The following is a 22,031-nucleotide window of genomic DNA, read 5'->3' as shown; positions in this document are numbered from 1 at the left end:
TGCCCGGCGGCGTCGCCGCGCGATGCATCACGCGGCCGCGAAACGCTCCGTCATCCAGCCGCGGATGTCGACGATCTCGGGCAGGCTGACCTGGTGGGCCATCGGGTAGCTGTGCCAGTCGATCCGGTGACCGAGGGTTTCCAGCGCCTGCCGCGACTGCTCGCCCAGCGCGATCGGGACGATCGGATCCGCGCTGCCATGGCCCCAGAAGATCGGCGTCGCATGGTTCGCACCGCTCCGCTCGGCCTCGATGGTGTCGTGCAGCGGCAGGTAAGCGGAGAGCACCACGATGCCCGCCAGCGACTCGCGGTGGCGCAGGCCCGCGGAAAGCGCCATCGCGCCGCCTTGCGAGAACCCGGCGAGCACGATGCGCGACGCGGGCACGCCGCGTTCGACCTCGCGCGCGATCAGGGTCTCCACTTCGCCGATGGAGGCGCGGATCCCCTCGGCGTCCTGCCGGTCGGCGATGGCGAGGCCCTTGATGTCGTACCACGCGCGCATCGGCACGCCGTTGTTCACGGTCACCGGGCGCACGGGCGCATGCGGGAAGACGAAGCGGATGCCCGGCCACGACGGGTCGACGAGCTCCGGCACGATCGGCGCGAAATCGTTGCCGTCCGCGCCGAGGCCGTGCAGCCAGATGACGGACCAGGTCGGCGAAGGCTTGGTTTCGTGTTCGACGGTGGGTAGGGGCATGGCGGTTCCTCTCGACGTGGCGGGCATCCTAGCAGGCACGGAAATACCGGACGCTGATCGCCGATACGATCGGCTCCCACCCTACCGAGGGAGTGGGAGCCGATCGTATCGGCGATGTTTTTCGTCCTTATTCGCCCAGGCCCAGCTCGGTCGCGAAGAACGTCATCGACAGGGCCTGGTTGCCCACGCGCTGGCTGAAGGGCGCGCCGATGCCGTGGCCCGCGTTCATGCGGGTGAGGAGCAGGACCGGCTGGCCGGACGTGGTGGCGTCCTGCAACGCCGCGGCGAACTTGCGCGACTGCCAGGGCGCGACGCGCGGATCGTTCGCGCCCGTGGTCAGCAGCACGGCCGGGTATTTCGTGCCCTTCTTCACGTTGTGCAGCGGCGAATACGCGAGCGTGGCCTTCGCCTGTTCCGGATCGACCACGGTGCCGTACTCGCTGACGTTGTACGGGCCGTTGGCGAACGCGGTCTCGTGGCGCGGGACGTCGTAGATACCGACCGAACCGACGACGGCGCGGAACTGCTGCGGATGCTGCGTGAGCGCGGCGCCCATGAGCAGGCCGCCGTTGCTGCCGCCGAGGATGCCGAGGTGTCCCGTGTCGGTCCACTTCGTGTCGATCAGGGCCTGCGACGCGGCGTAGAAATCGTCGAACACGTTCTGCTTGCGCAGCTTCTGGCCCTGTTCGTGCCACGCCTCGCCGAACTCGTTGCCACCGCGGATGTTGGCGTAGGCCAGCACGCCGCCGCGCTCCAGCCAGGCGAGGTTCGCGCCCACGAAGCCCGGGGTGACCGGAATGCCGAAGCCGCCATAGCTGTACAGGATGGTCGGGCGCTTGCCGTTGGGCGTCGTCCCGTCCATCGCGATCACGGTGACCGGGATCTTGCTGCCGTCCTTCGAGGTGCCTTCGACGCGGGTGACGCGCAGCTTCGAATAATCGGCCGCCGGCTTCACCTCGAAGATCGTCTTGATGGCGCCCGTCGCACCGTCGTATTCGGCCCAGTGCGTGGGCTGCGTCCAGCCGGCGTACGTGATCAGCGCCTTGTCCTGGCCCTTCTCCGCGGCCACGCCGCCGATCGCGATGCCGGTGGCGGGAAGCGGCACGCGGCGGACGAAGGCGGCCTTCGCGTCGTACTGGTCGGCCCACCAGTCGGGACCCGCGCTGCGGACCACGAGGAAGCCGCCGCCGAGCGCGGTGACGTGCTGGATCGCACCCTTGCCTTCCGGCAGGACGTCGACGGCCTTGCCATCGGCGCCGATGCCCACGACCTTGCCCCGCGGCGCGCCGGCGAAGGTGACCACGTAGAGGCGGTCGCCGACCCAGCTCGCCGAACGCGCGTCCGCCTCGCGACCGAGCACCTTCCTGAAGCTGCCGCCGCCGTCGCGGACGAAGACCTCGGCGGGGCCGCCATCGCCTTCGTTGGCGAGCAACGCGGTCGACCTGCCGCCGTTGCCTTCGAGCAGGATGTACTCGGCGACGTGCGAGTACCCCTTGCCGAACACCGTCGTGTCCTTCGCCGCCGGCTGGCCGATGACGTGGTGGGCGAGGTACGCGTCGAACTCGCGCAGCGGCTTGCCCTTCGTCGGCGCGTCGAAACGCGCGTACGTCACGCCTTTCTCGTCGGCATCCCAGGCGAGCGCCTGTGGCGTCGTACCTCCGCCGGCATAGGGCAGCTCATCGGCGAGCGCCTTGCCCGTGGTGGTGTCGAGGATGTGGATGGTGGTCAGCTCGCTACCGCCCTCGGCGGTGCCGTAGGCGAGATAACGGCCGCTCGGCGAGGGCCAGTACGCCGTGATCGCGGTGCTGCCGTCGCCCTGGTTGAGGTCGACCAGCGTGCGCTTCGGGCCGTCCGGCCAGGACTGCGCGACCAGCACCGGCTGTGGCTGCGGCGGCGTGTTCTCGAAATAGAAGAGCGTGCCGCCCGCGAGCGTCGGCGACGATCGCGTGGTGGAGGTGATCGCGAGTTCGCGGATGCGCGCGCTCAGTGCCTTGCCCAGCGGCATCGCGCCGATGGTCGCCTCCGTGTACGCGTTCTGCGCCTCGATCCACGTCGTGACTTCCGGCGCGTTCGGGTTCTCCAGCCAGCGGTAGGGGTCGTTCACGGCCTGGCCGGCGAGCGTTTCCGACACCACGCGCTTCGGCGTCGCCGGCGGGGTCGTCGAGGCAGCGTGGGCGCCGAAGGCGAGGAACAGGCTGGTGGCGAGAAGGCGAGGAACGATGACACGCATGGGCAGACTCCCGGGGAGGATTCCCGAGGGTAGTAGGACCGCGCCCTGCGCGCGACCGCTTTTCGCGACGAACCCACGGCCCGCTCCCACCATGCGTCGCGCGCGCCTACCGGGTAAGCTCGCTCGTTTTCACGACGGACCGCCCGATGCGCGTACTCGCCACCGCCCTGCTGACCGTGCTCGCCGCCGCGCCCGCGCTCGCCGCGCCGCCGCCGCTGGACATGGAAACGATCATGGCCGACCCGGACTGGATCGGCCCCGCGGTCGAAGACATCTACTGGAGCGTCGACGGCGGCCAGGTCTATTACTCGCAGAAGCGCGACGGCAACCCGGTGCGCGATCTCTGGCGTGTCCCCGCGCGCGGCGGCGCGCCGGAGCGGCTCGATCCCGCCGCCGTCGCGCAGGCCGACGGTGGCAAGGCCGTGTTCGACCGCGAGCACCGCCGCGCGGCCTTCATCCGGCATGGCGACGTCTTCCTGCGCGACCTCGCCAGCGGCGCGACCGTGCAGGTGACGCGCTCGTCGGCGAAGGAGAGCGACCCGCGCTTCTCCGCCGATGGCCGCCTGCTCACCTTCCGCGCCGACAAGGACTGGTTCACCTATGCGGTGACGGGTGGGCCCGTCGCCCGGGCCGCCGAACTCGAAGAGAAGGACGATCCGAAGGCGAAGAAGCCCGATGCCCTCGCCGACGAGCAGCAGTCGCTGTTCACGACGCTGCGCGGCCTGCGCGCGGACGAGGCGGCCATGAGCGCCGACGCGGACGTCCTCGCGGCGGCCGATCCGAACCGCGCGCCCAAGGCCTTCTGGCTCGGCAAGAACACGAGCGTCGCCGATACCTCGCTGTCGCCCGACGGCCGCTGGCTGCTCGTCGTCACGCAGGCGAAGGATGCCGACACGGGCAAGGTGGCCGACCTCACCCACTACGTGACCGACTCCGGCTACGCCGAGCCCGAGGCCACGCGCCCGTACGTGGGCCGTAACGATCCGGCCCCGCAGTCGCTGCGCCTGCTCGACCTGAAGACGCACGCGAGCTACGACCTCGACACCGGCAAGCTCCCGGGCATCGGCGAGGATCCGCTCGCGGACCTTCGTGCGAAGGCCATCGCCAGCCTGCGCAAGGAGGGCAAGGCCGATCGTGCCGATGCGCTCGCCGCGCCGAAGACGCGCCCGGTCATCGTCAACGGCGAGTACAGCCCGGGCATCGTGTGGAGCGACGACGGCCAGCGCGTCGCGGTGCAACTGCGCGCCATCGACAACAAGGACCGCTGGATCGCCACCGTCGACTTCGAACGGCACGCGCTCGTCAGCCAGCACCGCCTGACGGACAAGGCGTGGATCAACTGGGACGGCAACGACTTCGGCTGGCTGCGCGACGGCCGCACGCTCTGGTACCTGAGCGAGGAATCCGGCTATGCCCACCTCTATGTGCGTGCGCCCGGTGGCAAGGCCACGGCGCTGACCGCCGGCCGCTTCGAGGTCGACCATCCGGTGCTGAGTCCGGACGGTACGCGCTTCTACGTGCGCAGCAACAAGGTCGCTCCCTACAGCTACGACATCTACAGCGTGCCGGTGCAGGGTGGCGAGCTCGCGCGTGTCACCTCGTACCAGGGCCTCGACGACTTCGCGCTCTCGCCGGACGGCCGTCAGCTGGCCGTGCTGCACTCGTCGCCGTACATCCCCTCGCAACTGGCCACCGTCGGCGTCGACGGCGCCTCGCCGCGCGACCTGACCGACACCCGCAAGCCTGCGTTCAAGGCGCGCGAGTGGGTCGCGCCGACCATCGTGGGCGTGCCGTCGACGCATGGCGCGGGCACCGTCTGGGCGAAGTTCTACGGTCCCGCCGATGCGGCCGCCGCGGCGTCGCGTCCCGCCGTGATCTTCGTGCACGGCGCCGGTTACCTGCAGAACGTGCACCTGTCGTATCCGGCGTACTTCCGTGAGCAGATGTTCCACAACCTGCTCGTGCAGCGTGGCTACGTGGTGCTCGACATGGATTACCGCGCGTCGAAGGGCTACGGCCGCGACTGGCGCACGGCGATCTACCGCCAGATGGGTCACCCGGAACTCGACGACCTGCTCGACGGCAAGGCGTGGCTGGTCAGGGAGCACGGGGTGGACCCGAAGCGCGTCGGTATCTACGGCGGCAGCTACGGTGGCTTCATGACGTTGATGGCCCTGCTCCGCACGCCGGGCGAATTCGCCGCGGGCGCCGCGCTGCGCCCGGTCACGGACTGGACCAGCTACAACCACGAATACACGTCGAACATCCTCAACGATCCGCAGATCGACCCGGAAGCTTACAAGGCGAGCTCGCCGATCCAGTACGCCGACGCCCTGTCCGATCCCCTGCTCATCGAACATGGGCTGATCGACGACAACGTCCTGGCGAGCGATTCGATCCGGCTGTACCAGCGCTTCATCGAGCTGCACAAGAAGAACTTCTGGATGTCGCTGTATCCGCTGGAACGGCACGGATTCGTGCACGCGGACTCCTGGTACGACGAGTACCGGCGCATCGACGAGCTGTTCCGCGAGAAGCTGGAGCCGGCGGCCACGAGGTGACATGTCGCGTGGTCGCCGGGACCCACGGCGACCACGCACGGGCTTCGCGACCGCGCCCCCCAACGAAATTTACGCAAACGTTACGCCCCGCCGCCGCCGCGATACACCGTAAATATCGCGTAAGTCGAACAATGCGCGCCGTTATCCCCGACGGAACGCTCCCGTGGAACTCCTGTACGTCCTGCTCGTCGTCGTCCTCACGGCACTGACGATCGGCTTCCTCATGATCTGCGACCGCCTCGGTCGCCGCTGAGGAACTCGCCATGTCCATTTCCTACACGGTGGCCGCCCTCGTCGCGGTGGCGCTGACCGGTTACCTCTGCGTCGCACTGCTCAAGCCGGAGTGGTTCGAATGACCGCGAACGACGTCTTCCAGATCGGCCTGTTCCTGGCCGTGCTGCTCGCGCTGGTCAAACCGGTCGGCCAGTACATGGCACTCGTCTTCGCCGACGAGCCCAACCGCGTCACCCGCGTCGGCGCCGGTGTCGAACGCCTGCTCTACCGCCTCGCGGGCATCCGCGCCGACGAGGACATGGGCTGGAAGCGTTACGCCGTCGCCATGCTCGTCTTCAACGTCGCCGGTCTCGCGGTCGTCTACCTGCTCCAGCGGACGCAGCAGTGGCTGCCGCTGAACCCGCAGCACCTCGCCGCCGTCGCGCCCGATTCCGCCATGAACACCGCCATCAGCTTCGCCAGCAACACCAACTGGCAGGGCTACGCGGGCGAGTCGACCATGAGCTATCTCACGCAGGCACTGGGCCTGACCGTGCAGAACTTCCTCTCGGCCGCCACCGGCATCGCCGTGCTGATCGCGATCGTGCGCGGCTTCGTGCGCCGCGGCGCCAGCACGCTGGGCAACTTCTGGGTGGACATGACCCGCGCGACGCTCTACGTCCTGCTGCCGCTGTCCGTCGTGATCGCGCTGCTGTTCGTATCGCAGGGCGTCGTGCAGAACATCGCGCCGTACCTCGACGTCACGACGCTCGAGCACGCCCGGCAGACGCTGCCGATGGGCCCGGTCGCTTCGCAGGAAGCCATCAAGATGCTCGGCACCAACGGCGGCGGCTTCTTCAACGCCAACTCCGCGCATCCGTTCGAGAACCCGACGCCGTTCTCCAATTTCGTCCAGATGCTGGCGATCTTCATCATTCCGGCGGCACTTTGCTACACGTTCGGCAGCATGGTCGGCGACCGCCGCCAGGGCTGGGCGATCCTCGCCACCATGCTGCTCCTTTTCGTGCCGCTGACCCTCGGCCTCGTCGCGGCCGAACAGGCCGGCAACCCGGCGTTCCACGGCCTGGCCGTCGACGCGCAGGCCAGCGCGCTGCAGGCCGGCGGCAACATGGAAGGCAAGGAGACGCGTTTCGGCATCGCCTCGTCGGGCCTCTTCGCGGCGATCACCACCGCGGCCTCGTGCGGCGCGGTGAACGCGATGCACGACTCGCTGACTCCGTTGGGCGGCCTCGTGCCGATGTGGCTCATGCAGCTGGGCGAGGTCGTCTTCGGCGGCGTCGGTTCCGGGCTGTACGGCATGCTCGCCTTCGCGGTCGTCGCGGTGTTCATCGCGGGCCTGATGGTCGGCCGCACCCCGGAATACCTCGGCAAGAAGATCGAGGCGCACGAGATGAAGATGGCGAGCCTCGCCGTCCTCATTCCCTGCGCGCTGGTGGTGATCTGCACCGCGATCGCGGTGATGGCGCCGGCCGGTGTCGCCGGCGTGGCCAACCCGGGCGCCCATGGCTTCAGCGAAATGCTTTACGCCGTGACGTCGGCGTCGAACAACAACGGCAGCGCGTTCGCGGGTCTGTCGGCCAACACGCCGTTCTGGAACGTCCTGCTCGGCATCTGCATGTTCCTGGCGCGCTTCCCGCTCGCGATCGCCATGCTCGCGATGGCCGGCTCCCTCGCCGCGAAGCGTGCCGTTCCGGTGTCCGCGGGCACGCTGCCCACGCACACGCCGCTGTTCGTCGCCCTGCTGGCGTGCGTCGTCATCGTCGTCGGCGCCCTGACCTTCCTCCCGGCGCTGGCCCTCGGGCCGATCGCCGAACAACTGATGTCCGCCACGGGCCACTGATCCATGACTACGCATGCCCCCGTCGCGCGCGGCTTCGACCGCGCGCTGGTCACCCGCGCCCTGAAGGACGCGTTCCTCAAGCTCTCGCCGCGCCTGCAGTTCCGCAATCCGGTGATGTTCGTCGTGTTCGTCTGCAGCGTGCTGACCACGCTGCTCTGGGTGCAGGCCCTGGCCGGTCATGGCGAGGCGCCCGCCGGCTTCATCTTCTGGGTCAGCCTGTGGCTGTGGTTCACCCTGCTCTTCGCGAACTTCGCGGAGGCCCTCGCCGAGGGTCGCGGCAAGGCGCAGGCGGACTCGCTGCGCGGCTCGCGCCGCGACGTGATGGCGAAGAAGCTCGCGTCGGCGAACCGCGAGGCGGCGGTCGTCTTCACGCCGTCGAGCGAGCTGCGCAGCGGACACCATGTGCTGGTCGAAGCCGGCGACATCGTGCCGGGCGACGGTGAAATCGTCGAAGGCGCGGCCAGCGTGGACGAGAGCGCGATCACCGGCGAGTCCGCCCCCGTGATCCGCGAATCCGGCGGCGACCGCAGCGCGGTCACAGGCGGAACACGCGTGCTCTCCGACTGGCTGGTCGTGCGCATCGCCAGCAACCCCGGCGAGAGCTTCCTCGACCGCATGATCGCGATGGTGGAAGGCGCGTCGCGCCGCAAGACGCCGAACGAGATCGCGCTGACCATCCTGCTGGCGAAGTTCACGCTGATCTTCCTGCTCGCCTGCGCCACCCTGCTGCCGTACTCGATCTACAGCGTGCGGGCGGCCGGCAGCGGCCACCCGATCACACTGACGGTGCTCGTCGCACTGCTCGTCTGCCTGATTCCGACGACGATCGGCGCGCTGCTCTCGGCGATCGGCATCGCCGGCATGGACCGCATGATCCGCGCCAACGTCATCGCCACGTCCGGCCGCGCGGTGGAAGCCGCGGGCGACGTCGACGTGCTGCTGCTCGACAAGACCGGCACGATCACGCTGGGCAACCGCCAGGCGGTGGCCTTCCATCCGGCGCCCGGCATCGAGGAACGCGAGCTGGCGGAAGCCGCCGAACTGGCGTCGCGCGCCGACGAGACGCCGGAGGGCCGCAGCATCGTCGTGCTGGCGCAGAAGGCCTTCGGCTGGACCGAGCGCCGTAGCGAAGACCGCCGCGCCGTGTTCGTGCCGTTCTCGGCGCAGACGCGCATGAGCGGCGTCGACGCCGGCACGCGCCACATCCGCAAGGGTGCGATGGACGCGGTCGAGCGCTACCTCGACACGCAGGACTCGCACCTGCCGCCGCTGGTGCGCCGCATGGCCGAGGACGTCGCCCGCCGTGGCGCCACGCCGCTCGTCGTCGTCGACGGCTCGCTCACCCTTGGCGTCGTCGAGCTGAAGGACATCGTCAAGGACGGCATCAAGGAGCGCTTCGCGCAACTGCGGCGCATGGGCATCCGCACGGTGATGATCACCGGCGACAACCCGCTCACCGCCGCCGCCATCGCCGCCGAGGCGGGGGTGGACGATTTCCTCGCCGAGGCCACGCCGGAAGCGAAGCTGAAGCTGATCCGCGACATGCAGGCGGAAAACCGCCTCGTCGCGATGTGCGGCGACGGCACCAACGACGCACCCGCGCTTGCGCAGGCCGACGTGGCGGTCGCGATGAACAGCGGCACGCAGGCCGCCAAGGAGGCCGGCAACATGGTCGACCTCGACTCGAACCCGACCAAGCTGATCGAGGTGGTGGGCATCGGCAAGCAGATGCTGATCACGCGAGGCGCGCTGACCACGTTCTCGATCGCGAACGACATCGCCAAGTACTTCGCGATCATCCCGGCGGCGTTCGCGACGACCTATCCGGCGCTCGACCGGCTCAACGTCATGCACCTCGCGACACCGCAGAGCGCGATCCTGTCCGCGGTGATCTTCAACGCGCTCATCATCGTCTTCCTGATCCCGCTCGCGCTCAAGGGCGTCGCGTACCGCGCCCTGGGCGCCGCCGCGCTGCTTCGCCGCAACCTGCTCGTCTACGGCCTGGGCGGCGCGATCGTGCCGTTCATCGGCATCAAGCTCATCGACATGCTGCTGGTCCTCGTCGGACTGGCCTGAACCGAGGTCATCCCATGCAATCCGTGAAGCTCACCGTCGTCATCGACGATCGCGCCGATCTCGACATGGAAGTCCGCGTCGTCGCGCCCGAGGCGGCGGCGACGGCGGTAACGAACGCGCCCACGACGTTGCGCCGGCCGCACGTCGTGCCCGTCGCCCGCGACACGGTCGACGACGAATACACGCTCGGCGGCTACGCCGGCATCTGACATCCACCCACCGACTTACCGAGAGGGGTCCCGCGAGGGATCGGTACACACTATGCGCACCACACGTTATGTCTTCGCCGCCGCCCTGCTGGCACTCGCTCCCTTCACCCGCGCGATGGCCGCCGACAGCGACGACTGCTCCCAGGGTTTCGCGTCGCGCTTCGCCGCGGCCTACCGCGAGGACGCCCGTCCGGCCGATCCCGACGCAGCGGCGCCGGCACGCCGCGCCATGCCCTCGCCGCTCCCGTCGCCGCCGTTCCCCTCGGCGGAATGGCAGCTCGGCGGCGTCGCCTATCCGATCGGCGTGCCCAATCTGAACACGCGCTACCCGCTCGAGAAGGCGCTCGCGTGCAACCGCTTCGGCAAGTGGATGACGGACAACCGCATCGAGATCTACGGCTGGCTCAACGCCTCGGCGAACGCCAGCACGTCGTCGCGTTCGAACTATCCCCTGTCCTACGCGACGCGGCCGAACCGCGTCGAGTTCAACCAGGCGCTGCTGCGCATCGAACGTCTCCCGGACACGGTGCAGACCGATCACATCGACTGGGGCTTCCACCTCGACAACCTCTACGGCTACGACTACCACTACACCACGATGAAGGGCGTCTTCAGCAACCAGCTGCTGAACCATCCGCGCGCCGGGCAGGCGCTCAACGGCAAGACGTACGGCTACGACCCGATGCTCTTCTACGGCGAGATCTACCTGCCGCACGTGGCCGAGGGCATGGTGGTCCGCGTCGGTCGCTACCTGTCGCTGCCCGACATCGAGGCGCAGTTCTCGCCGAACAACTACCTCGTGACGCATTCGGTGCTCTACACCGTCGACCCGTACACGCAGATGGGCGTGATGACGACGACGCGGCTCAACGCGCAGTGGACCCTGCAGGTGGGCATCAACGGCGGTAACGACACGGCGGTGTGGAACCACTCGTCGCGCCCGACGCTGCAGGCCTGCGTCCGCTGGGTGTCGAAAGACAACAACGACATGCTGTACCCCTGCGTCAACAGCTTCAACACCTCCGACTACAACTACAACAACGTGCAGATGTACGTGACGACGTGGGGCCATCGCTTCACCGACAACGTGCACATCCTCACGGAGGCCTATTACATGTATGGCCGCAACATCCCCGGCTTCGGCCCGGGTGGCGAACCCGGCGTGGTCGCCTCGTCGCCGCTGCCCGGCAAGGCCGGCGAATACGGCATCGTGAACTACCTCAACATCGCGCTGAATCCGCTGAACATGATCTCGATCCGCAACGAGTGGTACAACGACCAGAAGGGCCAGCGCACCGGCTACGCCACGCGCTACACGACCCACACGGTCGGACTCACGCACTGGGTCAGCCCCGATCTCGAGATCCGGCCCGAGGTGCGCGTCGAGAAGTCGTACGACATGCCCGCCTATGACCGTGGTCGCAAGGACTACCAGGCGAGCCTGATCGTCGACGCGATCTGGCACTACTGAGGAGAGCAGCCGCCATGGCAAAGATCCTGCGCAACGGTATCGTCCTCCTCCTGCTGCTCACCGCGGTGACCGGCGTGGCCTATCCGCTCGCCGTGACGGCCGTCGCCGCGGTGCTGTTCCCGGGGCAGGCGAACGGCAGCGTCGTCGAGCGCGACGGGAAACCGGTCGGCTCGTCGCTCATCGGCCAGTCCTTCACCACGCCCGGTTACTTCTGGGGGCGTCCGTCCGCGACCACACCTGGCCCGGACAACGCGGCCGCGTCGACCGGCTCGAATCTCGGCCCGACCAACCCGACGCTGGCGGAGGCCGCGAAGCAACGAATCGCGGCACTCCGGGCCGCCGATCCCGGCAACGCGGCACCCGTGCCCGTCGAACTGGTCGCGGCGTCGGCCAGCGGTCTGGACCCGGAGATCTCTCCGGCGGCCGCCCGGTACCAGGTCGCGCGCGTGGCGCGTGCCCGCGGGCTGGATGTCGCAAAGGTGCAGGCGCTGGTCGACGAACACACGCAGCAGCGTCAGCTCGGCGTGCTCGGCGAGCCGCGGGTGAACGTGCTCGCGCTGAACATGGCGCTGGATTCCGTCGCCCGCTGACGGCCGCCATACGGTGCGTGCGCTCCCGTTGCGCTACGGCTAACCTTCGAACCGCACGTTCTCCCACCGGCCTTCTCCATGACCGATACCCGCGACGCCCGCGCCGATGCCTTGCTCAACGCGGTCAATGCCGAGGATGGCCAGCATCTGAAGGTCTTCCTCGGGGCCGCTCCCGGCGTCGGCAAGACTTACGCGATGCTCGCGGCGGCGCGCGACATGCGTCGCCAGGGTGTCGATGTCGTGGTCGGCCTGGTGGAAACGCATGGCAGGGCCGAGACCTCGGCGTTGCTCGAGGGCATGGAGATCCTGCCGACGCGCAAGGTACGGCATGCCGGCCGCGACTTCCGCGAGTTCGACCTCGAGGCGGCGCTGGTCCGCCGCCCGGCCGTGATCCTGGTGGACGAGCTGGCCCATACCAACCTGCCGGGCGGTCGTCATTCGCGTCGCTGGCAGGACATCGCCGAACTGCTGGATGCCGGCATCGAGGTCTACACCGCGCTGAACGTGCAGCACGTGGAAAGCCTCAACGACCAGGTGCGGCGGATCACCGGCGTGGCGGTGCGCGAAACGGTGCCCGACGCGTTCCTCGACCGGGCACGCGACATCGTGCTGGTCGACCTGCCGCCGCGCGAGCTCATCGCGCGGTTGCGGCAGGGCAAGGTCTACGTGCCCGAAACGGCGGCGGTCGCGCTGGAAGCGTTCTTCTCGCCCACGAACCTCGCCGCGCTGCGCGAACTCGCGGTGGAGACCGTGGCCGCGCACGTCGACAGCGACCTGCGCGACCACATGCTCGCGCGTGGCGGCGTCATGCCGGTACGGCGGCGGGTGATGGTGGCCATCGACGGCGCGGCGCAGAGCGACTACCTCGTGCGCGTGGCGCGGCGCATCGCGGAACGACGCGGCGCGCCGTGGAGCGTGGTCTTCGTCGACCGCGGCCGTGTCGATCCCGAACGACGCGAGCGCGTCGACGCGGCGATGCGCCTCGCGCGTCGCCTGGGCGGCGAGGAGGTGGTGCTGCGCGGTCATGCGATCGCCGACGAACTCCTCGCATGGGCCGATCGCGAAGGCGTCGGCCAGATCATCGTCGGACGCACCCGCGAGCGTCCGATCGCGCGTCGCCTCGGCTACTCGCTGACGCAACGGCTGCTCCGCCGCGCGGCGCACCTGGAACTCACGATCGTCGCGACGCCCGCGGAACGGGCGCGCGCACGCCACCGGCTGCGCGTCGGCAACGACCTTGGCTCGCGGCGCGAATACGGACTCGCCACGGTGGCGACGGTCATCGCGATGGCGTTCTCGTTCATCGCCGACCGGTTCCTCTCCGTCGCGAATCTCTCGCTCGTGTTCCTGACCGCCGTGCTGTTCGTCGCCGCCCGTACGCGCATGGCGGTCGCCGTGTACATGGCCCTGCTGTGTTTCGTCGGTTACAACTTCTTCTTCGCGCCACCCCGCTACACGCTGGCGATCGCCAACGCCGACGACGTGCTCGCGGTGGTCCTGTTCCTCGTCGCGGCACTCGTGTGCAGCCGGCTCGCGACGCGGCTCGCGGGTCAGGTGCAGTCGCTGCGCGCGGCGCAGGCGCGGGCTCGCACGCTCGTGTCGCTCGGGCAGCAGCTGGCCACGGCGAGCGACGCGGCGGCCGTGCGGCTCGTCGGCGCGCGCGCGCTCGCGCGCGCCCTGGACGTCGATGCCGCGATGCTCGTGCGCGATGCCTCCATGACCCTGGTGGCCGAGACGGCGGCACCGTTGCCCTTCGAGCTGACGCCGCAGGATCGTGCGGCGGCGGACTGGTGCGAGCAGCATGGCGAGCCCGCCGGTCGCTTCACCGATACGCTGCGCGCAGCGAACTGCTGGATGCTGCCCCTCGGCGGTGAGACGCAGGCCTCCGGCGTCGCCGCCCTGCGTTATCCCGCCGGGACGCGGGAGCCCGATGTCGACCGGCGCGGACTCGCGATGGCCATGGTGCAGGACATCGGCCAGGCGCTCGAGCGCGCGAGGCTGGCCGCGGAACTCGAAGGCGCCCGCGTGAAGGCGGAGACCGAGGGCCTGCGCAACGCCCTGCTCTCGTCGGTGTCGCACGATCTCCGCTCGCCGCTCGCGTCGATGATCGGGTCGGCCGGCACGCTGCTCAGCTACGACGAGAAGCTGCCCGCCGACGAACGGCACGCGCTGTTGCAGGCGATCCTCGGCGAGGGCCAGCGGCTCGATCGCTACATCCAGAACCTGCTCGACATGACGCGCCTGGGCCACGGCAACCTTACCCTGCACCGCGACTGGATCGACGCGGGCGAGGTCGTCGCGTCCGCGGTCGCGCGCATGCGCCAGCTCTTTCCCGACACGCGCATCGACGTGACGTTGCCGAAGGAGACCGTGCTGCTGCACGTGCATCCCGCGCTCGTCGAGCAGGCGTTGTTCAACATCCTCGAGAACGCCGCGCGCTTCTCGCCGCCGGGCGAGGCGGTGCGCGTCGTCGTGCGACGCGAGGCCGGACGCCTGCTGGTCGACGTCAACGACCGCGGGCCCGGCATTCCCGAGGAAGAGCGCGCGATGATCTTCGACATGTTCTATTCCGTCTCCCGCGGCGACCGGGGCGGGCAGGGCACGGGCCTCGGCCTCGCGATCTGCCGTGGCATGATCGGCGCCCATGGCGGCAACGTGGAGGCCTTGCCCCAGCCGGGCGGTGGCACGACCATGCGTATATCGCTGCCCCTGTCCGATCCGCCCGACGAGAACCGATGAGCCCTACCGCCCCCCGAGTGCTGGTGATCGACGACGAAGCGCAGATCCGCCGCTTCCTCGACATCGGGCTCCGCGCCGAGGGCTACCACGTGTTCCTCGCCGAAACGGGCGAGCAGGGCCTCGGGCTCGCGGCGACGCAGTCGCCCGACGTGGTGATCCTCGACATCGGCCTGCCCGATCGCGAGGGCCACGACGTGCTGCGTGAGATCCGCCAGTGGAGCGACGTGCCGGTGCTCATGCTCTCGGTGCGCGACGCGGAAAGCGAGAAGGTCAAGGCGCTCGATCTCGGCGCGAACGACTACGTGACCAAGCCGTTCGGCATCCAGGAACTGATGGCGCGTCTGCGCGTGCTGTTGCGCCAGGGTGCGAAGGGCGGTCAGGCCGATGCCCCCGTGCGCTACGACGACGGCACGCTGAGCGTCGACCTCGCCCGGCGCGAGGTGTTCCTCGACGGCGCGCCTGTCGCGCTCACGCGCAAGGAATTCGCGGTGCTGTCGCTGCTCGTGCGCCATCCGGGCCGCGTGGTCGGGCAGCAACAGATCCTGCGCGACGTGTGGGGCGCGACGCATACGCAGGACACGCATTACCTGCGGATCGTGATGGGCAAGCTGCGCCAGAAGCTCGGCGACGATCCGTCGACGCCGCGATGGCTGAAGACCGAGCCGGGTGTCGGGTATCGCTTCCCCGCGCATTGACGCGCCGGTCACGAGGCTTTCATCGCGGACGAGTCGCGCGTGATACGCGTCACACGCCGGGAGATCGGCCCGCATTTTCAGACTGGTCTGATGTGCTTTCCCACGGCATCGAACGACGCTCGCGCCTCCATCAAGAGAGGAGCGTCCCATGCACCGAACCACCCTCGTCCACCTGCTTCTGCCACTTGCCGTCTTCGCCCTGCCGGGCCACGCGCTCGCGGTCGATTGCGCCGCCGATCACTTCGTCGCCGGACAGCGCACGCTGCCTACCCACGGCGAGGCGATGGCGCAATGCCGCGCCGAAGAACTGGCGATGACGGACCCGGACCGCGGTAACTACGAAGCGCAGCGATCCTGCTACGACGTCACGTCGCCGGGCATGCACGGCGAGTGGCAACACGGACGCATCGCCGTCGACGTCGTGGAGCGCGAGTCGGGCGACGCATACACCTTCGAGGCACTCTGGATGTGCAAGCCGCTGAACTGACGAACCACTGCCCTGGTGGGAGCGGACCTGGCCGCGACCTTCGTGTTGGAGCGGACCTGGCCGCGATTGGCTTTTCGCCGAGCGCCACAGGCCCTGTCGCACCTCGCGAAAAGCCAATCGCGGCCAGGTCCGCTCCTACAGCGGCTCAGCCCAGCGCCTGCCGCGCCAGGTACCGGCCGGGCGAATCGCCGAAGGCCTTGCGGAACATCGCCACGAACGCGCTCGGCGTGGCATAGCCGAGCGCGTCCGACACGAGCGACACCGGATCGCCGTTCGCCAGCCGCTCCAGCGCGCACGCCAGGCGTGCCTGCTGTCGCCACTGCGCGACGCTGACCTGCGTTTCCTGGCGGAAGAGCCGCGTCAGCGTACGCACCGACATCCCGGCCCAGCTCGCCCACTCGTCGATGCCGCGGGTGTCGTCGGGACGCTCGTACATCGCCATGGCGATGCGGCGCAGGCGCCGGTCCTCGGGCCACGGCAGGTGCAGCTCCTCGACGGGCGCGCGGCGCATCTCGTCGAGCAGCACTTCGAACAGGCGGTCCCGGGCGGGATCCGGCGGCGCGTCGAGCGGCCAGCTGGCAGCCCGTTTGACGATGGCGCGGAAGAGGTCGTTGACGCCGAACACGCAGGGCCGGTCCGGCAGCGTGGCGGCGACGGACGGCGCGATGAACACCGCCCACGCATGGCTCGGGCCCGCGATGCTCACGGTGTGGCGGGTACCCGGCGGCATCCAGCCGGCACGGTGCGGCGGCAGGAGCCACGACCCGTGATCCGTCCGGGTGATGACAAGCCCCTGTTCCACGTAGAAAAACTGGCCACGCACATGGCTGTGCCAGTCGATCTCCTTCAACGGAATCTCCCCGCGTGCCTCGTAGGCGACGAGGGGCGGCCCGTCGGCCGATTCCAGCAGGTCGTGCACGGCGTCGCGGAGCATGTTGGCCGATCCTCGATATAAGTTGGCCCGATGACGATAACAGGCCTAAAGCTTCCTCGCTAACATTTGCAGTCCCAACTATCTGTCCCGTATGGCGCGCCCCAGGCACCCGGAAGGGACCTCGACACGGAGATCGTCCCCATGATCCGTCTCGTTACCCATGACCACGACCAGCTCGGCGAAGGCCGGGAAGCCGGCGACGCGCTGGTGACCTTCGTGGCCTGCGCCCACGCCATGCTCGACCCGGCGACGCCGGAAGAGCAGGTGCGGCGCCTCGAAACCCGCCTCCTGGCCCAGCTGCCGACCTTGCGCGCGCTCGGCGTCTTCGACCTCTTCGACATCCGCGATCCGGCCCTGGCCACGCTGCTGGCGGACGAGGATGAACTGATGCCGACCTGACAATATCTGCCCTACGCATATTTGCCTTGACAACTATATTCCGGGCAATAGAATATGCGTCATGAACAAGGCCGCATGCCCCACTTCGCCCGATGGCCGTGACAGCCTCGGGTCCCTCATCGGCTCGGTCCGCGGCGAAATCGTCCGCGCGATCGAGTCCGATCTGGCGCAACTCGGCGTCGGGCTGAAGTTCACCCAGTTCCACATGCTGAAGTACCTGGCGCTCCACGGATCGACGTCGGCCTCGGAGCTCGCGCGGGGTGTGAACCTCGACGCCGGCGCCATGACCCGCCAGCTCGACCAGCTCGAGGCCAAGGGCTACCTGCGCCGCCAGCCGCACGAACAGGATCGCCGCGCGCTTCGCATCGAACTGACCGAGGCCGGCGTGGCCTTGTGGCGGCATCTGCACGAATCGAGCGCAGGCACGCTCGAGCGTGCGCAGCGCGACCTTTCTCCGGAAGAACGGGTACGGCTGCACGATTACCTGGGGCGCGTGCTCAACGCGCTCCGCGACAAAGACTGATTCAACCGTCGAGGCTACAACTCATGCGTCTGCACACTCTCGTGGCGGCCGTCGGCGCCGCGCTCATCCTTTCCGGCTGCGTGACCAGCCGCGGACTGGAGCCGCAGGGCCAGCTCAGCGATCCCTCCACCCTCCACGCCGACCGCAGCCTGGCGAAGGCGCAGGTCTCTCCAGCGAACTGGCCGGCCGCCGACTGGTGGACGGGCCTGGGTGACAGCCAGCTCGACGCGCTGATCGCCGAAGCGCTGAAGGGCAACCCGGATCTCGCCGTGGCCGAGGCGCGTGTGCGCCAGGCGCAGGCCCAGTCCGGCGCCGCGGACGCCGCGCGCGATCCGACCTTCGGCGTCGGTGGCGGCATCGCCGGCGCGCGCCTTCCGGGCACGCTGCTGCCGCCGCCCACCGGCAACCACTTCGGCTGGACGAAATACGGCTACGGCAATTTCAGCTGGGACCTCGACCTCTGGGGCGGGAAGCGCGACGCGTGGGAAGCCGCGGTAGGCGCGCAGCGCGCCAGCGAGATCGACGCGCGCGCGGCGCGCATCGAGATCTCGACCAACGTCGCGCGGGCGTACGTGCAGCTCGGCTACGCGTTCACGCAGCTCGACGTCGCGAAGGCCGAGCTCGAGCGCAGCCAGGCGTCGGGCACGCTGACGCGCCAGCGCGTCGCGGCCGGGGTCGACAACCAGATCCAGGTCAAGCAGGCCGACAGCGAAATCGCCACGGCGGAACGCGAAGTCGCCGTCGCGGAGCGCGCGATCGACAGCTCGCGCAGCGCGCTGAGCGTGCTGCTCGGCAAGGGTCCGGACCGCGGCCTCGACATCGCTCGCCCGGCCGCGCTCGCGCCGTCGGCCGTCGCCGTGCCCGCGAACCTGCCGGCCGATCTGCTGGGCCATCGTGCCGACCTCGTCGCCGCGCGCTGGCGCGTCGAAGCGGCGTCGAAGAACATCGCCGCGGCGAAGACGGAGTTCCTCCCCAACGTGAGCCTCGGCATCCTCGCCGCGCAGGTCGCGCCGGGTTCGGAAAACCTGTTCTCCGCCCGTGCCCGCTTCGCGCAGATCCTGCCCGCCTTCAGCCTGCCGATCTTCGACGGCGGCCGCCTGCGCGCGAACCTCGCGGGTAAGGACGCGGACTACGACCTCGCCGTCGCGCAGTACAACAAGATCCTCGTCGGCGCGCTCAACGAAGTGTCCGACGATCTGTCGGCGCTCGATTCGACCGGCACGCAGATCGCGGCGCAGCAGCGCGCGCAGGACGCCGCGCAGCAGGCGTACGACCTCTCGCAGCAGCGCTACAAGGCCGGTGTCGGCAGCTACCTCGAATCGCTGATCGTGCGCCAGCAGCTGCTCCAGGCCGAGCAGCGCATGGCCGCACTTCGCGCGCAGCAGGTCGACACCTCCGTCCAACTGATCCAGGCGCTCGGCGGCGGCTTCCGCCCCGAGGCGGGCGACCAACCGGTCGCCGCCGCCACGCCGGCCAACAACTAAGACTCGTCCCGAGGCCATTACGATGTCCCAAGAAAACACCGCCCCCGCCGGCGCCGTCGTCGCGCCGCCACCGAAGAGCCGTCGCGGGTTCTTCCTCAAGCTCCTCGTTGCCGTCATCGTGCTGGCCGGCATCGGCTGGACCGTGTGGTACTTCGTCGACGGTCGCTGGTACGAGGACACCGACGACGCCTACGTCAACGGCAACGTCGTGCAGATCACGCCGCAGATCGCGGCCACCGTCCTGTCGATCACGGCGGACGACGGCGACCTCGTGCACAAGGGCGACGTGCTGGTGAAGCTCGACAACGCCGATGCGCAGATCGCCCTGCTCAGCGCGCGCGCCGACCTCGCGAACACCGTCCGTCGCGTGCGCGGTCTGTACAACAACGTGACCTCCGCCCAGGCCGACGTCGCCGTCCGCCAGACGGCCGTCGACCGTGCCCGCGCCGATTACAATCGCCGCCGCGACCTGGCGAAGTCGGGTGCGATCTCGGCCGAGGAACTCTCGCACGCCCTCGACACGCTGACGTCGGCGGAAAGCAGCCTCGCCTCGGCGAAGCAGTCGTACAGCACGAGCAAGGTGCTGGTCGACGACACGGTGGTCGCGTCGCATCCCGACGTGCGCGCCGCGGCCGCGAAGCTCCGCTCGGCCTACCTCGACGAAGCGCGCACCACGATCGTCGCGCCGGTCGATGGCTACGTCGCCAAGCGCTCGGTGCAGCTCGGCCAGCGCGTCCAGCCGGGTGCGGCCCTGATGGCCGTCGTGCCGCTCCACGAGGTGTGGATCGACGCGAACTTCAAGGAAACGCAGCTCACGCACATGCGCATCGGCCAGCCGGTCGACGTCACGGCCGACGTGTACGGCAGCGACGTCGTCTACAAGGCGAAGATCCGCAGCCTCGGCATCGGCAGCGGCAGCGCGTTCTCCCTGCTGCCCGCGCAGAACGCGACGGGTAACTGGATCAAGATCGTGCAGCGCGTCCCGGTGCGCGTGGTCTTCACCGATCCCAAGCAGCTCGACGCCAAGCCGCTGCGCCTCGGCCTCTCCACCAAGGTGACCGTGTCGCTGCACGACCAGAACGGCGCGTTGCTGGCGCAGCAGCCGCCGGCGAAGCCGGAGTTCGCCACGGACGTGTACGACCACCGCCTCGATGGCGTGGATGCCGAGATCGCGAAGGTGATCCACGAGAACGCGGCCGCCGGCGAAGGCGAGCAGGAGAAGGCGCCGAAGTGAGGCGCCTTAGCGGACGGTGCCGGCCCTCGCGCCGGCGCCGTCCCGTCATTTCCTTCCTAACCCAGGCTTTTCCATGAGCACCGAATTTCGACCGCCCAATCTGGCGCTGTCCACGGTCGGCCTCTCGCTCGCGACGTTCATGCAGGTGCTCGACACCACGATCGCGAACGTCTCGCTGCCCACCATCGCGGGCAACCTGGGCGTCAGTTCCAACCAGAGCACGTGGGTCATCACCTCGTTCGCGGTGAGCAACGCCATCGCGCTTCCGCTCACCGGCTTCCTCACCCGTCGGTTCGGCGAGACCAAGCTGTTCGTCTGGGCGACGCTGCTCTTCTCGCTGGCGTCGTTCCTGTGCGGCATCGCGCAGAGCATGAGCATGCTGATCCTGTTCCGCGCCATCCAGGGCGCGGTCGCTGGCCCGATGTATCCCATCACGCAGAGCCTGCTGATCTCGATCTATCCACCCGCCAAACGCGGCATGGCGCTCGCGCTGCTCGCCATGGTCACGGTCGTCGCGCCGATCGCGGGTCCGATCCTCGGCGGCTGGATCACGGACAACTACACCTGGCCGTGGATCTTCTTCATCAACGTGCCGATCGGCATCTTCGCCAGCTTCGTGGTGGGTAACCAGATGAAGGGACGCCCGGAGACCACCGAGCGGCCGAAGGTGGACTACGTGGGCCTGATCACGCTCATCATCGGCGTGGGCGCGCTGCAGATCGTGCTCGACAAGGGCAACGACGAGGACTGGTTCTCGTCGACGTTCATCGTCATCACCGCGATCATCGCGGTCATCGGTCTCGCCGTGTTCCTGATCTGGGAGCTGACGGACAAGGATCCGATCGTCAACCTGAAGCTCTTCCGGCATCGCAATTTCGCGATGGGCACGTTGTGCCTCGTGCTGGCGTACGCGGCGTTCTTCGCCATCGGCCTGCTCGTGCCGCAGTGGCTCCAGCGCAACGTGGGTTACACGTCCACCTGGGCGGGTCTCGCGGCGGCACCGCTCGGCATCCTGCCCGTGATCCTGACGCCCTTCGTCGGAAAGTACTCGCACCGGTTCGACCTGCGCATCCTGGCTTCCGGCGCGTTCCTCGTCATGGGCGCCACGTGTTTCATGCGCTCCGATTTCTACCTGGACATCGACTTCTACAGCGTCGCGATGGTGCAGCTGATCCAGGGTCTCGGCGTGGCGCTGTTCTTCACCCCGGTGCTCACGATCCTGCTGTCGGACCTGCAGCCGCGGGAAATCGCGTCGGGCTCGGGCCTCGCGACGTTCCTGCGCACGCTGGGCGGCAGTTTCGCCGCCTCGCTGACGACGTTCCTCTGGGATCACCGCGCGATCGTGCATCACGAGCGTCTCGCCGAGCACATCACGCCGTTCGATCCCACGTCGCAGCAGGCGCTGGCCCAGATCGGCCACGGCGATCCGCAGTACGCGGCCGCCGCGGTGAACCAGATGATCACGCAGCAGGGTTACCAGATCTCGTTCAACGAGGTGTTCCACATGCTGGGCTACGTGTTCATCGGACTGGTGCTGGTGGTCTGGCTCGCCAAGCCTCCGTTCACGGCCAAGGCCGGATCGGCGGCGACCGCCGGCGGGCACTGACGCCGCGGTCGACGGACGGCGCT

At 69.0% G+C, this 22,031-nt stretch carries 18 protein-coding genes; 15 read left to right on the top strand and 3 right to left on the bottom strand.

Annotation, left to right across the window (positions count from 1 at the left end):
- Nucleotides 1–27: 27 nt before the first annotated feature.
- Nucleotides 28–696, bottom strand: a complete 669-nt coding sequence (locus BMW54_RS15775) for an alpha/beta hydrolase (protein ID WP_090057946.1) — start codon at nucleotides 694–696, stop codon at nucleotides 28–30.
- A gap of 127 nt (nucleotides 697–823) precedes the next feature.
- Entirely contained in the window at nucleotides 824–2,926 is a 2,103-nt protein-coding gene (locus BMW54_RS15770) for a prolyl oligopeptidase family serine peptidase (RefSeq protein ID WP_090057944.1), read from the bottom strand.
- Between the two features lie 146 nt (nucleotides 2,927–3,072).
- Here BMW54_RS15770 and BMW54_RS15765 point away from each other — a divergent pair, with 146 nt between their 5' ends.
- The 10 genes from BMW54_RS15765 (at nucleotide 3,073) to BMW54_RS15720 (ending at nucleotide 15,828) form a co-directional block, all read left to right on the top strand.
- The gene (locus tag BMW54_RS15765) at nucleotides 3,073–5,487 is read left to right on the top strand and encodes a S9 family peptidase (protein WP_090057941.1); all 2,415 of its coding nucleotides are present in this window, start codon (nucleotides 3,073–3,075) and stop codon (nucleotides 5,485–5,487) included.
- Nucleotides 5,488–5,750: 263 nt separating this feature from the next.
- A complete protein-coding gene (gene kdpF / locus BMW54_RS15760; RefSeq protein ID WP_090057938.1) occupies nucleotides 5,751–5,843 on the top strand; it encodes a K(+)-transporting ATPase subunit F in 93 nt (30 codons plus the stop codon).
- Complete coding sequence (gene kdpA / locus BMW54_RS15755; protein ID WP_090057936.1) at nucleotides 5,840–7,561, top strand: potassium-transporting ATPase subunit KdpA; 1,722 nt, start codon at nucleotides 5,840–5,842, stop codon at nucleotides 7,559–7,561. The genes kdpF and kdpA overlap by 4 nt, the downstream gene beginning before the upstream one ends.
- Nucleotides 7,562–7,564: 3 nt before the next feature.
- Nucleotides 7,565–9,637, top strand: coding sequence for a potassium-transporting ATPase subunit KdpB (gene kdpB, locus BMW54_RS15750; RefSeq protein ID WP_090057933.1), 2,073 nt, complete (start codon nucleotides 7,565–7,567; stop codon nucleotides 9,635–9,637).
- 14 nt (nucleotides 9,638–9,651) lie between these two features.
- The gene (locus tag BMW54_RS15745; RefSeq protein ID WP_090057931.1) at nucleotides 9,652–9,846 is read left to right on the top strand and encodes a hypothetical protein; all 195 of its coding nucleotides are present in this window, start codon (nucleotides 9,652–9,654) and stop codon (nucleotides 9,844–9,846) included.
- 52 nt (nucleotides 9,847–9,898) lie between these two features.
- Entirely contained in the window at nucleotides 9,899–11,317 is a 1,419-nt protein-coding gene (locus BMW54_RS15740; RefSeq protein ID WP_090057927.1) for an outer membrane beta-barrel protein, read from the top strand.
- A 14-nt stretch (nucleotides 11,318–11,331) separates the two neighbouring features.
- A complete protein-coding gene (gene kdpC / locus BMW54_RS15735; RefSeq protein WP_090057925.1) occupies nucleotides 11,332–11,907 on the top strand; it encodes a potassium-transporting ATPase subunit KdpC in 576 nt (191 codons plus the stop codon).
- Between the two features lie 78 nt (nucleotides 11,908–11,985).
- Nucleotides 11,986–14,646: a sensor histidine kinase gene (locus tag BMW54_RS15730; RefSeq protein WP_090057922.1), complete on the top strand. Its 2,661-nt coding sequence runs from the start codon at nucleotides 11,986–11,988 to the stop codon at nucleotides 14,644–14,646.
- Nucleotides 14,643–15,341: a response regulator gene (locus tag BMW54_RS15725; protein ID WP_090057920.1), complete on the top strand. Its 699-nt coding sequence runs from the start codon at nucleotides 14,643–14,645 to the stop codon at nucleotides 15,339–15,341. Before BMW54_RS15730 ends, BMW54_RS15725 begins: the two co-directional genes overlap by 4 nt.
- Before the next feature lie 148 nt (nucleotides 15,342–15,489).
- Nucleotides 15,490–15,828: a hypothetical protein gene (locus BMW54_RS15720; protein ID WP_090057918.1), complete on the top strand. Its 339-nt coding sequence runs from the start codon at nucleotides 15,490–15,492 to the stop codon at nucleotides 15,826–15,828.
- Between the two features lie 145 nt (nucleotides 15,829–15,973).
- Here the strand turns inward: BMW54_RS15720 and BMW54_RS15715 are convergent, their stop codons facing one another.
- Nucleotides 15,974–16,762: an AraC family transcriptional regulator gene (locus BMW54_RS15715; RefSeq protein WP_090057915.1), complete on the bottom strand. Its 789-nt coding sequence runs from the start codon at nucleotides 16,760–16,762 to the stop codon at nucleotides 15,974–15,976.
- Between the two features lie 141 nt (nucleotides 16,763–16,903).
- On the opposite strand from BMW54_RS15715, the gene BMW54_RS15710 reads away from it, so the two are divergent.
- From BMW54_RS15710 to BMW54_RS15690, 5 genes are all read left to right on the top strand, one after another.
- Complete coding sequence (locus BMW54_RS15710; RefSeq protein ID WP_090057914.1) at nucleotides 16,904–17,161, top strand: hypothetical protein; 258 nt, start codon at nucleotides 16,904–16,906, stop codon at nucleotides 17,159–17,161.
- A gap of 61 nt (nucleotides 17,162–17,222) precedes the next feature.
- A complete protein-coding gene (locus BMW54_RS15705) occupies nucleotides 17,223–17,684 on the top strand; it encodes a MarR family winged helix-turn-helix transcriptional regulator (protein WP_090057911.1) in 462 nt (153 codons plus the stop codon).
- Between the two features lie 23 nt (nucleotides 17,685–17,707).
- Nucleotides 17,708–19,168, top strand: a complete 1,461-nt coding sequence (locus tag BMW54_RS15700; protein ID WP_090057909.1) for an efflux transporter outer membrane subunit — start codon at nucleotides 17,708–17,710, stop codon at nucleotides 19,166–19,168.
- Between the two features lie 22 nt (nucleotides 19,169–19,190).
- Nucleotides 19,191–20,402, top strand: coding sequence for an HlyD/EmrA/EmrK family protein (locus tag BMW54_RS15695; protein ID WP_090057906.1), 1,212 nt, complete (start codon nucleotides 19,191–19,193; stop codon nucleotides 20,400–20,402).
- A 73-nt stretch (nucleotides 20,403–20,475) separates the two neighbouring features.
- Complete coding sequence (locus BMW54_RS15690) at nucleotides 20,476–22,008, top strand: DHA2 family efflux MFS transporter permease subunit (protein WP_090057904.1); 1,533 nt, start codon at nucleotides 20,476–20,478, stop codon at nucleotides 22,006–22,008.
- Nucleotides 22,009–22,031: the final 23 nt, after the last annotated feature.

This window comes from Luteibacter sp. 329MFSha (assembly GCF_900111665.1).
GTDB lineage: Bacteria > Pseudomonadota > Gammaproteobacteria > Xanthomonadales > Rhodanobacteraceae > Luteibacter.
This window is presented reverse-complemented; position numbering and strand designations above follow the sequence as displayed.